The 12,481-nt window shown below is 34.7% G+C and carries 11 protein-coding genes; 8 read left to right on the top strand and 3 right to left on the bottom strand.

The window, feature by feature from the left end; all coding sequences use genetic code 11:
• Positions 1–7: 7 nt before the first annotated feature.
• Positions 8–592, top strand: a complete 585-nt coding sequence (gene clpP, locus ACM591_RS11380; protein ID WP_017722486.1) for an ATP-dependent Clp endopeptidase proteolytic subunit ClpP — start codon at positions 8–10, stop codon at positions 590–592.
• 198 nt (positions 593–790) lie between these two features.
• On the opposite strand, the gene ACM591_RS11375 is transcribed toward clpP, so the two are convergent.
• Both ACM591_RS11375 and ACM591_RS11370 read right to left on the bottom strand, forming a co-directional pair.
• Complete coding sequence (locus ACM591_RS11375) at positions 791–1,000, bottom strand: hypothetical protein (protein WP_029377659.1); 210 nt, start codon at positions 998–1,000, stop codon at positions 791–793.
• A gap of 23 nt (positions 1,001–1,023) precedes the next feature.
• Positions 1,024–1,920: a TIGR01777 family oxidoreductase gene (locus ACM591_RS11370; RefSeq protein WP_029377658.1), complete on the bottom strand. Its 897-nt coding sequence runs from the start codon at positions 1,918–1,920 to the stop codon at positions 1,024–1,026.
• A 981-nt stretch (positions 1,921–2,901) separates the two neighbouring features.
• Between ACM591_RS11370 and ACM591_RS11365 the strand changes: the two genes are divergently transcribed.
• Positions 2,902–3,576 carry a DUF4887 domain-containing protein gene (locus ACM591_RS11365; RefSeq protein WP_326026796.1) on the top strand — a complete coding sequence of 225 codons (675 nt, stop codon included), beginning with the start codon at positions 2,902–2,904 and terminating at the stop codon, positions 3,574–3,576.
• Between the two features lie 659 nt (positions 3,577–4,235).
• Here the strand turns inward: ACM591_RS11365 and ACM591_RS11360 are convergent.
• The gene (locus tag ACM591_RS11360; RefSeq protein ID WP_029377655.1) at positions 4,236–4,460 is read right to left on the bottom strand and encodes a hypothetical protein; all 225 of its coding nucleotides are present in this window, start codon (positions 4,458–4,460) and stop codon (positions 4,236–4,238) included.
• A 368-nt stretch (positions 4,461–4,828) separates the two neighbouring features.
• On the opposite strand from ACM591_RS11360, the gene ACM591_RS11355 reads away from it, so the two are divergent.
• The 6 genes from ACM591_RS11355 to eno all read left to right on the top strand — a co-directional run bounded on the left by ACM591_RS11355 (position 4,829) and on the right by eno (position 12,086).
• Complete coding sequence (locus ACM591_RS11355) at positions 4,829–5,857, top strand: sugar-binding transcriptional regulator (protein WP_029377654.1); 1,029 nt, start codon at positions 4,829–4,831, stop codon at positions 5,855–5,857.
• A 41-nt stretch (positions 5,858–5,898) separates the two neighbouring features.
• Entirely contained in the window at positions 5,899–6,906 is a 1,008-nt protein-coding gene (gene gap / locus ACM591_RS11350) for a type I glyceraldehyde-3-phosphate dehydrogenase (RefSeq protein WP_029377653.1), read from the top strand.
• A gap of 130 nt (positions 6,907–7,036) precedes the next feature.
• Positions 7,037–8,227, top strand: coding sequence for a phosphoglycerate kinase (locus ACM591_RS11345; RefSeq protein WP_029377652.1), 1,191 nt, complete (start codon positions 7,037–7,039; stop codon positions 8,225–8,227).
• 79 nt (positions 8,228–8,306) lie between these two features.
• Positions 8,307–9,068, top strand: a complete 762-nt coding sequence (gene tpiA / locus ACM591_RS11340) for a triose-phosphate isomerase (protein WP_029377651.1) — start codon at positions 8,307–8,309, stop codon at positions 9,066–9,068.
• Position 9,069: 1 nt separating this feature from the next.
• Positions 9,070–10,587: a 2,3-bisphosphoglycerate-independent phosphoglycerate mutase gene (gene gpmI / locus ACM591_RS11335; RefSeq protein WP_029377650.1), complete on the top strand. Its 1,518-nt coding sequence runs from the start codon at positions 9,070–9,072 to the stop codon at positions 10,585–10,587.
• A 194-nt stretch (positions 10,588–10,781) separates the two neighbouring features.
• The gene (gene eno, locus ACM591_RS11330; RefSeq protein WP_029377649.1) at positions 10,782–12,086 is read left to right on the top strand and encodes a surface-displayed alpha-enolase; all 1,305 of its coding nucleotides are present in this window, start codon (positions 10,782–10,784) and stop codon (positions 12,084–12,086) included.
• Positions 12,087–12,481: the final 395 nt, after the last annotated feature.

Here is a 12,481-nt window from a genome sequence, read left to right as displayed (position 1 = left end):
AATATTAATGAATTTAATACCTACAGTAATTGAAACAACAAACCGTGGGGAACGTGCCTATGACATTTACTCACGTTTATTAAAAGATCGTATTATTATGTTAGGTTCACAAATCGATGATAATGTAGCAAACTCTATTGTTTCTCAATTATTATTCTTACAAGCACAAGATGCTGAGAAAGACATCTATCTTTACATTAACTCACCAGGTGGTAGTGTAACTGCTGGTTTCGCAATTTATGATACAATCCAACACATCAAACCAGATGTACAAACGATTTGTATTGGTATGGCTGCGTCAATGGGTTCATTTTTACTTGCAGCTGGTGCAAAAGGTAAACGTTTTGCACTTCCAAATGCAGAAGTAATGATTCACCAACCATTAGGTGGAGCACAAGGTCAAGCTACAGAAATTGAAATTGCTGCTAACCACATTCTTAAAACACGTGCTAAATTAAATCAAATTTTAGCAGAACGTACAGGTCAATCAATAGAAAAAATTGAAAAAGATACAGATAGAGATAATTTCTTATCTGCTGAAGAAGCAAAAGAATATGGTTTAGTTGACCAAGTAATGGTTCCTGAATCATAGGATTACAAATTGTAAAGTTATCGACAAGTTACGAATAAAATTGTGTAGCTTGTTTCATGGAGTCCGGGACATAAATAGATGTTCCGGATTTTTTATGTGCATTTTAATAGTGATTAAATTCAAACAAATGAGTATGGTGAATGAAAAAACCAACCAAATGCATGAATAGCACTTGACTGGTTTTTATTGAAAAGTATATTAAGAATCTTGGAATGTATTACTTTCAGAAGTATTTTTACCATTAAAGAAAAGTTTTAATGCAAATGTAGTAACGATGATTCCAAAAATGATTAAAAAGGATGAAACAACGAGCATTGGTGTGGATTTCTCAAAAGCAAAACCACCGTTTAGTAACAGGAGTATACCAGAGATTAAAAGTAATACATGAGATAAACGATCATGTTTCATTTTAAAAATTCAGTCCTATCCAATTAATGTATTAGATCCTCTAAAGCGATTTTTAAATCTGGATATTTAAATTTAAAGTCAATTGCCTGTAATTTGTTAGGAATAACCTTTTGAGTATCAAGAATAACTGTAGACATCTGGCCTAAGATAATTCTTAATGCTATTGATGGTACCCACGTATAATGGGGGCGATGTGATATGCGCGCAAGAGTGTAGCCAAATAAATTTTGGTGTTCAACGATTGGTGCAGTAAAATTAAATACGCCATGTGCATCTTCAGTGTTGATAGTGTGAAGAATTGCTCTGGTTAAATCGTCAATGTGTATCCAAGAATACCACTGTCTACCTGAACCAATCTTACCACCAACATAGAATTCGTATGGGAGTTTCATCATTGGTAAGGCACCACCTTCGTTAGATAGCACCATACCAAACCTACCTATAACTACACGTGTACCTAATGATTCGAATTGACGAGCAAGACGCTCCCATTGGTAGACCACTTCTGATAAGAAATCGAAAGGTAATGTTTTGTATAATTCAGTATATGTGCGATATAAATCTGGTTTGTAATAACCGACAGCACTTGCGTTGAAGAATACTGAAGGTTTCTGCTCGCGACCTTCAAATAATTCGAATAAGGCTTGCGTTGATTGTAGGCGACTCACCATAATTTTTTGTTTATAGCTTTTAGTCCAACGCTTATTTAAACTTGCACCCGCAAGATTGATAACGATATCTATGTTAGGTACTTGTGCTTCCCAATCAGGTTTAGACCAATTTACATAAGTAATTTTGGGATGTGATGTTGTTTTGTCTTGTCTTGTTAAAATTGTAATATGTGAGTCACTTTGGGCAATGGCTTCTACTAATTGTGTACCAACCATGCCTGTGCCACCTGTAATTAAATAGTTTTTCATTTTATCACCTCATAAATAGTAATGCCTAATGTTGCAATGATTTTAAGCGAAACAATCGCATCGCATTTGAAGGTCATAATTTTTTCAAAGATTGTTCAAGAATATGTCATTTACTTACCTTAAGAAGTATTTAAAATAAAGAAGGTTCCATTTATAATAAGAGTACCTTCGATATTAATTAATCATCTCTTAATTATTTCGAGTATACCCCATAATATACTAACGAAGGTAAAATTTTGACTCCCTTTAGTAGTGAGGCTGGGACATAACTATGTGTCTCAGCCTTAAATGCGTTATGTTCAGAGGATAATTTGAAATTTATAATTATTTTTTATTGCCAATTACTTTTTAGTGTGGATGTATAGGGAGTTAGAAAACTCCGTGTAGAAGATTCCATTGATTGTCCCTGACCTTAAATTTATATTAACGCAATTTGCAGAATGTAACTATCTTTTTACTTGTTATCCCTTTTGAAAAATGGGCATGTTAGAAGTTTATACTTGTGTCTACAGAAATAATAAAATAAAACCAAAAAGACTAATTAATACAAAAGATATAAAAATTATGAACGTAACACGTGATTTCGAATTTACTTTTGTCTTATGATTATCGTTTTCAAGCATAATTTGTCTAAGACCGTTATTGGTATTCTTTGAGTGTTGATCTAAGTCGTCAAATAGTTCATGTTTTTTCAATTTAGAACACATCCTGTTATGATAATAGATATAAGGTAATCTTTTTTGAATTACTTGCACAAAAGTATTGAAACTTTAGATGAAACTAGATTAGTATTAAAGCAAATCATAAAATTTTATCATACATATGTATTTTACTATATATATTACTTTAAGATAACATCTAGATTAAAAAATTAGTTAATAAGTTTAATTAGCATATGAAATAGTGTAAAATATATATTTGATATTGAACGCATACACGATTTTTATAAATGTATGATATAAATTGAAGTGAGGGGAGCATATGCCAAAGCATAATCAAAATAATAACTTTGATGACCAAGATAATAAGAAAATGAGTGGTTTTGCGAAAATAGTTAGTGGAGTAATTGTATTATTATTAGTAGGCGGACTCATATTTGCCATTTTTGCATTTGTAGATCATTCCAATAAAGCTAACGAACGTTTAGCAGATCAGAAACAAGAAGAAAAAGAGAAACAAAAAGAAAAGACTAAAGAAGAAAAAGAGAAGAGAAAGAAAGAGCAATCTACTGAAGAATCTCAACAGACACAACAAACTCAACAGATGCAACAAACACAGCAGACACAGCAGACACAACAAGCTCCTCAAACGCAGCAAACACAACAGACGCAACAAAGAACTAGTCAACCTGCTACCGCTGAACGTACAACAGAAGAAAAGAAAACACCAGAAAAAACTAAAGAAGCAACAACTGAGGAAAGAACTACAGAAGAAAGTACAACTGAAGAGCGAACAACAGAAGAAAAAACGACAGAAGAAAAAACACCAGAGCCTTCTACTGAAGAAAGAACAAGAGAACCATCAACAGAGCAAAAAACATCTGAACCTTCTACAGAGCAAAGAACAAGTCAAAGAAGCGCACAAAATAGTACACAAGAGAGATCATCACAAAATAATACTTCAAATAGAAGCGCACAAACATCTGAGGAAGATTAAAGAACAGTTGTATAAGGTTGCGTCAATTCATTTGTTAATGTTGAAAAGCCGGACTGATTATTCATCAGCCCGGCTTTATTTATATAAAAGGTATTTCACTGCATTCTTAAAATTAGAATCTAATATAAAGCTACCGTTGTGACCAGACATACCAGAGTAATTGTACTAGAGTTTTGCCGCTGCCTCTGCAACGTTACTTTGTGATGCAAACTGAGTTGCTGTAGTACCTAATAATGTGCTTAATGCGATACCGCCAGCTAAAATAACTTTTGTGAATTTTTTCGTTTTTCAAGACTTATTTCAATATTTTTGTGATTATATTGTTTGTAACCTTATTGTTATAAAAATATTACTATAAGGTTACGTGGGTTTTGAAAGATTTCGATTAGCCTAGTGAATTTTTGTCTAAGTGCCGGTATTATTAAAAGAAGTTAAGTTATTATGAGGGCGTAAAGAATAACTGTAATATAGCTTAAGTGACCATACAACAGTTAAGAATGTATAAGCATTACAATGGGTTGGGAAGTTAGTGTACAGGTAGAAGTATTTACTATAAAAATATATAGAATGTATGTGGATACTATTGTCAGTAAGCAACCAATAGTATAGTAGTTGAATGATAAAATATGATCTATACTTATTTATTTTAAAATATGATTTTAAAATAAAAAGCTAAGTAAGTAAGAGACTAACGAGAATATAATAATTAAAGTGAAACAACCGCCAAAACATCCTAAAGGACCGCAACCAAAATGTTTTGTGTAATTTAAAGATTGGTGACGGTTATTTATAGGAATGTCCTTATTTTTCTTATTAAAGTAATCCTTATCCTTATAACGTTGATCATCAGGGTCAATGACTTCCGGTTTTTTATTGTTAGGCATGTGTTTACCTCCTTGATTTGTTTAGTATATATTCATTTTAAAGATTTAATACTAAGTATTCAATTAGAGTTGCTCAGCGCAGTGAGTGAGGGTGAACAAAATGTGACTAACACATTTATTCATTTATTTAATAAATAATGATTAACAAATTATATTACGGGTAAAATGTTATTGTACGGAAATGAAAATGTATGATTTTAATAGTTAGTTTGGCTGATGAAATATAAGCTATTTTTGCTTGCAATTTCAAATTGATAGTAGTATTATTGCAAATATAAGAGGTTATATTTTTTTGTCCCGCTAGGGACGTAAAAAGTCAATCTATGGTTAGAACTTGACCCTTTATTAAGAAACGGAGGAGGATAGTAGTGAAGGATTTGATAAAAGTTCAACAAAAGCTTGTGCCAGAAATTGTTGAAAAAATGTATCGTCGTTTCTCAATTCTCACTACTATTTCAAAGCATCAACCCGTAGGTAGACGTAGTTTAAGTGAATATATGAATTTGACTGAACGTGTGCTTCGTTCTGAAACGGACACCCTAAAGAAACAGGATTTAATTAAAGTTAAACCCACAGGTATGGAAATAACAGAAGCAGGTGCGGCAACCGTCAGACAATTAAATGGTTATTTTAATGTTTATTCTGATGACCACCATCTTGCCCAAGTTATTAAAGAACAGTATGGAATCAAAGAAGTCTATGTCATACCAGGAGACTCAGACGCTGATCAAACGGTGAAGATTGAATTATCCCGTCAGGCAGGACAACTAGTTGAGGATGTACTTTATGAAAATGCAATTGTTGCAGTAACAGGTGGCTCGACAATGGCCTATGTTAGTGAAGCGATGCATCATCAGCCATACAATGCGTTTTTCGTTCCTGCGAGGGGCGGACTCGGTGAAAATGTTGTTTATCAAGCAAACACTATTGCAGCTAGCATGGCACAGCAGACAAATGGTGATTATACAACATTATATGTACCAGATAACGTAAGCGAGACGACGTATAACACGCTTATGTTAGAGCCATCCGTAATCCAAACGCTAGAAAAAATTAAACAATCCAATATTACAATCCATGGCATTGGTGATGCGCTGAAGATGGCGCGAAGACGTCAATCACCTAACGAAGTTATAGAAAAACTTCAACATCACAATGCCTCGGGAGAAGCATTTGGATATTATTTCGATGATCAAGGTGAGATCGTGCACAAAGTGAAAACGATTGGACTTCAGTTAGAGGACCTTGAATCGAAAAAGTTTATTTTTGCTGTAGCAGGGGGTAAATCAAAAGGAGAAGCAATTAAAGCTTATCTTTCAATTGCTCCTAAAAACACTGTATTAATTACAGATGAAGGTGCAGCAAAAGCAATAGCAAACAATAGTAATAAAAAGTGATAACACTTTTTAAATATCATTTATTAAAGGAGGCCATTATAATGGCAGTAAAAGTAGCAATTAATGGTTTTGGTAGAATTGGTCGTTTAGCATTTAGAAGAATTCAAAACGTTGACGGAATTGACGTAGTAGCAGTAAATGACTTAACAGATGACGAAATGTTAGCACATTTATTAAAATATGACACTATGCAAGGACGCTTCACAGGAGAAGTTGAAGTAGAAAATGACGGTTTCCGTGTAAACGGACAAGAAGTAAAATCATTCTCTGAGCCAGATCCAAGCAAATTACCTTGGAAAGATTTAGACATCGATGTTGTATTAGAATGTACTGGTTTCTTCGCTGATAAAGAAAAAGCAGAAGCTCACATTAATGCAGGTGCTAAAAAAGTATTAATTTCAGCTCCAGCTACTGGTGATTTAAAAACAATCGTTTATAACACAAACCACCAAGAGTTAGATGGTAAAGAAACAGTTGTTTCAGGTGCTTCATGTACAACTAACTCATTAGCTCCAGTTGCTAAAGTATTAAATGATGACTTTGGTTTAGTAGAAGGTTTCATGACTACAATTCATGCTTACACTGGTGACCAAAATACACAAGATGCGCCACACGCTAAAGGCGACAAACGTCGTGCTCGTGCAGCTGCTGAAAACATTATCCCTAACTCAACTGGTGCTGCTAAAGCAATTGGCCTAGTTATCCCTGAAATTGATGGTAAATTAGACGGTGGAGCGCAACGTGTTCCTGTAGCTACTGGTTCGTTAACAGAATTAACAGTTGTATTAGACAAAAATGTAAGTGTTGAAGACGTTAATGCTGCAATGAAGAATGCTTCAAACGAATCATTCGGTTACACTGAAGACGAAATCGTTTCTTCTGATGTAGTTGGTATGACTTACGGTTCATTATTCGATGCAACACAAACACGTGTTATGACAGTTGGCGATCGCCAATTAGTTAAAGTAGCAGCTTGGTACGATAACGAAATGTCTTACACTTCACAATTAGTTCGTACATTAGAACACTTAGCAACTCAAGCTAAATAATTCGATGTAAAATTAATTTAGCAAGCGCAATGTGCTGTTAAATTTAAACAATATGCTTAGGAGTAAGCGGGGAGCACAACGCTTCTCCGCTTATTTTAATTTATTGTTCCATTCAGAGGAGGAAGCTTACATGGCTAAAAAAATTGTAACTGACTTAGAATTAAAAGGTAAAACTGTACTTGTTCGTGCTGATTTTAACGTACCGATGAAAGATGGAGAAATTACTGATGATAACCGTATCGTCCAAGCTTTACCAACTATTAAATATATTATTGAACAAGGTGGTAAAATTGTATTATTCTCTCATTTAGGTAAAGTGAAAGAAGAAAGCGATAAAGCAGAATTAACTTTAAAACCAGTAGCTGATGCATTAACGGAAAAATTAGGTAAAACAGTTACTTTTGTACCTGAAACACGTGGGGAAACATTAGAACAATCTGTTAAAGAGCTTAATGAAGGTGACGTATTATTAGTCGAAAATACTCGTTTTGAAGATGTAGATGGTAAAAAAGAGTCTAAAAATGATCCTGAATTAGGTAAATATTGGGCTTCACTTGGCGATGTATTCGTAAATGATGCTTTTGGTACAGCACATCGTGAACATGCATCAAATGTAGGTATTGCAGCTAACTTAGAAACAGTCGCAGGATTCTTAATGGAAAAAGAAATAAAATATATTGGTGGCGTAGTTGAAAACCCTGATAAACCTGTAGTTGCAATTCTTGGTGGCGCAAAAGTTTCTGACAAGATCGGCGTTATTACAAACTTATTGAAAATTGCAGATAAAGTACTTATCGGTGGCGGTATGTCATATACATTCTTTAAAGCACAAGGTAAAGAAATTGGCTTATCTTTATTAGAAAAAGATAAAGTTGACTTTGCTAAAGAATTATTAGACCGCGCTGGCGATCAAATCGTTTTACCGGTTGATTGTAAAATCGCTAAAGAATTTTCAAATGATGCAGAAATCACAGAGGTAACAGTAGATAATATCCCAGCTGATCAAGAAGCGATGGATGTTGGACCGAAAACAGTTGAATTATTCAAAGAACATTTACAAGGTGCGCATACAGTAGTATGGAATGGACCGATGGGTGTATTTGAATTAAGTAACTTTGCTAAAGGTACGATTGGCGTTTGTGAAGCAATCGCTGAATTAAAAGACGCTAATACTATTATTGGTGGTGGCGATTCAGCAGCTGCAGCTATTTCGTTAGGTTATGCTGATGACTTTAGCCATATCTCAACTGGTGGCGGCGCATCATTAGAATATCTTGAAGGCAAAGAGCTACCTGGCGTAGTTGCAATTGCTAACAAATAATCGCACGACTAAAAACAGCAACCCATGATTATAAAATAGGCAAAATTTAATCATAATTTACTAATAGGAGTGTAATATAATGAGAAAACCAATTATCGCAGGTAACTGGAAAATGAACAAAACTGTTCAAGAAGCGAAAGATTTTGTAAATGAATTACCAGCATTACCAGATACTAAAGAAGTAGAATCTGTTATTTGTGCACCAACAATTCAACTTGACGCATTAGTAACGTTAGTTAATGAAGGTAAAGCACAAGGCTTACAAATCGGTGCACAAAATGCATATTTCGAAGACAATGGTGCTTTCACTGGTGAAACTTCTCCAGTAGCATTAGCTGACTTAGGCGTTAAATACGTTGTTATCGGTCACTCAGAACGTCGTGAAATCTTCCATGAAACAGACGAAGAAATTAACAAGAAAGCTCATGCAATCTTTAATCATGGTATGACTCCAATTATTTGTGTTGGTGAAACTGACGAAGAACGCGAAAGCGGTAAAGCAAATGAAGTTGTTGGAAACCAAGTTAAAAAAGCAGTAGAAGGTTTATCTGAAGAACAATTACAACAAGTTGTTATCGCGTATGAACCAATTTGGGCTATCGGTACTGGTAAATCATCAACAGCTAAAGATGCAAACGAAATGTGTGCATTTGTAAGACAAACAGTTGCAGAATTATCTAGCCAAACTGTAGCAGAAGCAACACGTATTCAATATGGTGGTAGTGTTAAACCTAACAACATTGAAGAATATATGGCAGAATCAGACATCGATGGTGCTTTAGTAGGCGGCGCATCGCTTAAAGTGGATGATTTTGTACAATTGTTAGAAGGTGCAAAATAATATGGCGAAACAACCAACTGCATTAATTATTTTAGATGGTTTTGCAAACAGAGAGAGCGAGCACGGTAACGCTGTAAAACTAGCTAATAAACCTAATTTCGACCGTTATTATAGTAAGTATCCAACAACACAAATTGAAGCAAGTGGTTTAGATGTTGGACTGCCAGACGGTCAAATGGGTAATTCAGAAGTTGGGCATATGAATATTGGTGCTGGACGTATTGTTTATCAAAGTCTGACACGTATCAATAAATCAATTGAAGACGGAGATTTCTTTGAAAATGATGTATTAAACAGTGCCGTACAACATGTTAAAGGTAATGATTCAGTACTACATGTTTTTGGTCTATTATCAGACGGAGGCGTACACAGTCATTACCAGCACCTTTTTGCTTTATTAGAATTAGCTAAAAAACAAGGCGTTGAAAAAGTGTATGTTCATGCATTTTTAGATGGACGTGACGTTGATCAAAAATCAGCATTAAAATATATAGAAGAAACTGAAGCTAAATTTAATGAACTAGGCATTGGCCAATTTGCTTCTGTATCTGGACGTTATTACGCAATGGATCGTGATAAACGTTGGGATAGAGAAGAAAGAGCATATAATGCTATTCGTAATTTTGGTGGAGAGACATTTGAATCAGCAAAAGCTGGCGTTGAAGCCAACTATGCTAAAGATTTAACAGATGAATTCGTAGAACCGTTTATCATTGAAGATCAAAATGAAGGTGTCAATGATGGTGATGCTGTAATCTTCTATAACTTCCGCCCAGATAGAGCAGGACAACTTTCTGAAGTGTTTACAGATAAAGCATTCGACGGGTTTAAAGTGGAACAAGTCAATGATTTATTTTATGCAACATTTACAAAATACAATGACAACGTAGATGCTGAAATTGTTTTTGAAAAAGTCGATTTAACTAATACAATCGGTGAAGTTGCACAAGATAATGGTTTGAAACAATTACGTATTGCTGAAACAGAAAAATTCCCACATGTAACTTATTTCATGAGTGGTGGTCGCAATGAAGAATTTGAAGGTGAACGTCGTCGTTTAATTGATTCACCTAAAGTTGCAACTTATGACCTTAAACCAGAAATGAGTGCATATGAAGTAAAAGATGCTTTAATCGAAGAATTAAATAAAGGGGACCTAGATTTAATCTTATTAAACTTTGCAAACCCTGATATGGTTGGACATAGTGGTATGTTAGAACCGACGATTAAAGCTATTGAAGCCGTAGACGAATGTTTAGGTGAGGTTGTTGATAAAATAACTGAAATGGGTGGCCATGCAATTATCACCGCTGACCACGGTAATTCAGATATGGTATTAACTGACGATGATCAACCTATGACTACACATACAACTAATCCAGTTCCAGTAATTGTTACAAAAGATGGTGTGACGTTACGTGAAACAGGTCGTCTTGGTGATTTAGCACCAACATTATTAGATTTATTAAATGTAAATCAGCCAGAAGACATGACTGGCACATCATTAATAAATCACTAATGTAATGAATTGAAATTTAGAGTGAAAATTGATGCTATAAATTTAGTATATAAGGATTTTTTATTCTTAAAAATTTGTAGCATCTATAAACAACACAAGAGAATTAAATTACTTTGTATTTATAGTATTTAAAGCTATAATGAAGATGAAATTTAATATTTCTAAACTACTTATTTATAAAGGAGATTATAAACATGCCAATTATTACAGATGTTTACGCTCGCGAAGTCCTAGACTCACGTGGTAACCCAACAGTTGAAGTAGAAGTATTAACAGAGAGTGGCGCTTTTGGTCGCGCATTAGTTCCATCAGGTGCGTCTACTGGTGAACATGAAGCAGTAGAATTACGTGACGGTGATAAATCACGTTACTTAGGTAAAGGTGTTACTAAAGCAGTTGACAATGTTAACGAAATTATCGCACCAGAACTTATCGAAGGTGAATTTTCAGTATTAGAACAAGTATCAATCGATAAAATGATGATTCAATTAGACGGTACTGAAAACAAAGGTAAATTAGGCGCTAACGCTATTCTTGGTGTTTCTATTGCAGTAGCACGTGCAGCAGCTGATTTACTTGGACAACCACTTTACAAATATTTAGGTGGATTTAACGGTAAACAATTACCTGTACCAATGATGAACATCGTTAATGGTGGTTCTCACTCAGATGCTCCTATCGCATTCCAAGAATTTATGGTATTACCTGTAGGTGCAGAAACATTTAAAGAATCATTACGTTGGGGAGCTGAAATCTTCCACAACTTAAAATCAATCCTTAAAAACCGTGGTTTAGAAACAGCAGTAGGCGACGAAGGTGGCTTTGCACCTAAATTTGAAGGTACTGAAGATGCTGTTGAAACAATCTTAGAAGCGATTAAAGCAGTTGGTTTAGAGCCAGGTAAAGACGTATTCTTAGGCTTCGACTGTGCTTCTTCAGAATTCTTTGAAGATGGCGTTTATAACTACGCTAAATTCGAAGGTGAAAATGGTGCGAAACGTAATGCTGAAGAACAAGTTGACTACTTAGAAGAATTAGTTAACAAATATCCAATTATCACTATTGAAGATGGTATGGATGAAAATGACTGGGACGGCTGGAAAGTATTAACAGATCGTATCGGTGACAAAGTACAATTAGTTGGTGACGATTTATTCGTTACAAACACAGTTAAATTATCTGAAGGTATCGAAAAAGGTATCGGTAACTCAATCTTAATCAAAGTTAACCAAATTGGTACATTAACAGAAACATTTGACGCTATTGAAATGGCTCAAAAAGCTGGTTACACTGCAGTTGTATCTCACCGTTCAGGTGAAACAGAAGATACTACAATTTCTGATATCGCTGTTGCAACTAACGCTGGTCAAATCAAAACTGGTTCATTATCAAGAACTGACCGTATTGCAAAATACAACCAATTATTACGTATTGAAGATGAATTATACGAAACAGGCAAGTTTGACGGACTTAAATCTTTCTATAACTTATCTAAATAATATAGCTTTAAAATTTAAGAGTTCACGCGCTAACACGCAAGTCATTATGACTTGCGTGTTTTTTAAAGTCCTACTTGCTCAATTGAAAATTGAGCTTAGTAGGACTTATGCAATAGCGAGGCTATTGTAATCAGAGGGATGTTAATCTTGATTCAAATTGTAATTGTTAAAAAGGCAGTAGCTGACTGGATTGAAAATTAAAACACGCCTTCTCGTGTGTGGAGTCAATGCTTTTAAAGTACGAGCTTTAGTCCGGATAAAGCCTTTATCCATTTCAATCCTAGTCATCCTTGCCGGGGTGGGACGACGAAATCATTAAAAAACAAATTAGATTTCTGTCCCACTCCCTAGTAGGACTTATGCAATAGCAAAGCTATTGTAGACGTATAAATCTT

The organism is Staphylococcus sp. Ze2 (assembly GCF_048568365.1).
GTDB lineage: Bacteria > Bacillota > Bacilli > Staphylococcales > Staphylococcaceae > Staphylococcus > Staphylococcus xylosus.
Note: the sequence above shows the minus strand (reverse complement) of the source record. Positions and strands in the feature narration are given on the sequence as shown.

Excerpts from the sequence above, each read along its gene's own strand:
- clpP (WP_017722486.1), top strand. The coding sequence starts at position 8 with ATGAATTTAATACCTACAGTAATTGAAACAACAAACCGTGGGGAACGT.
- ACM591_RS11375 (WP_029377659.1), bottom strand. The coding sequence starts at position 1,000 with ATGAAACATGATCGTTTATCTCATGTATTACTTTTAATCTCTGGTATA.
- ACM591_RS11370 (WP_029377658.1), bottom strand. The coding sequence starts at position 1,920 with ATGAAAAACTATTTAATTACAGGTGGCACAGGCATGGTTGGTACACAA.
- ACM591_RS11365 (WP_326026796.1), top strand. The coding sequence starts at position 2,902 with ATGCCAAAGCATAATCAAAATAATAACTTTGATGACCAAGATAATAAG.
- ACM591_RS11360 (WP_029377655.1), bottom strand. The coding sequence starts at position 4,460 with ATGCCTAACAATAAAAAACCGGAAGTCATTGACCCTGATGATCAACGT.
- gap (WP_029377653.1), top strand. The coding sequence starts at position 5,899 with ATGGCAGTAAAAGTAGCAATTAATGGTTTTGGTAGAATTGGTCGTTTA.
- ACM591_RS11345 (WP_029377652.1), top strand. The coding sequence starts at position 7,037 with ATGGCTAAAAAAATTGTAACTGACTTAGAATTAAAAGGTAAAACTGTA.
- tpiA (WP_029377651.1), top strand. The coding sequence starts at position 8,307 with ATGAGAAAACCAATTATCGCAGGTAACTGGAAAATGAACAAAACTGTT.
- gpmI (WP_029377650.1), top strand. The coding sequence starts at position 9,070 with ATGGCGAAACAACCAACTGCATTAATTATTTTAGATGGTTTTGCAAAC.
- eno (WP_029377649.1), top strand. The coding sequence starts at position 10,782 with ATGCCAATTATTACAGATGTTTACGCTCGCGAAGTCCTAGACTCACGT.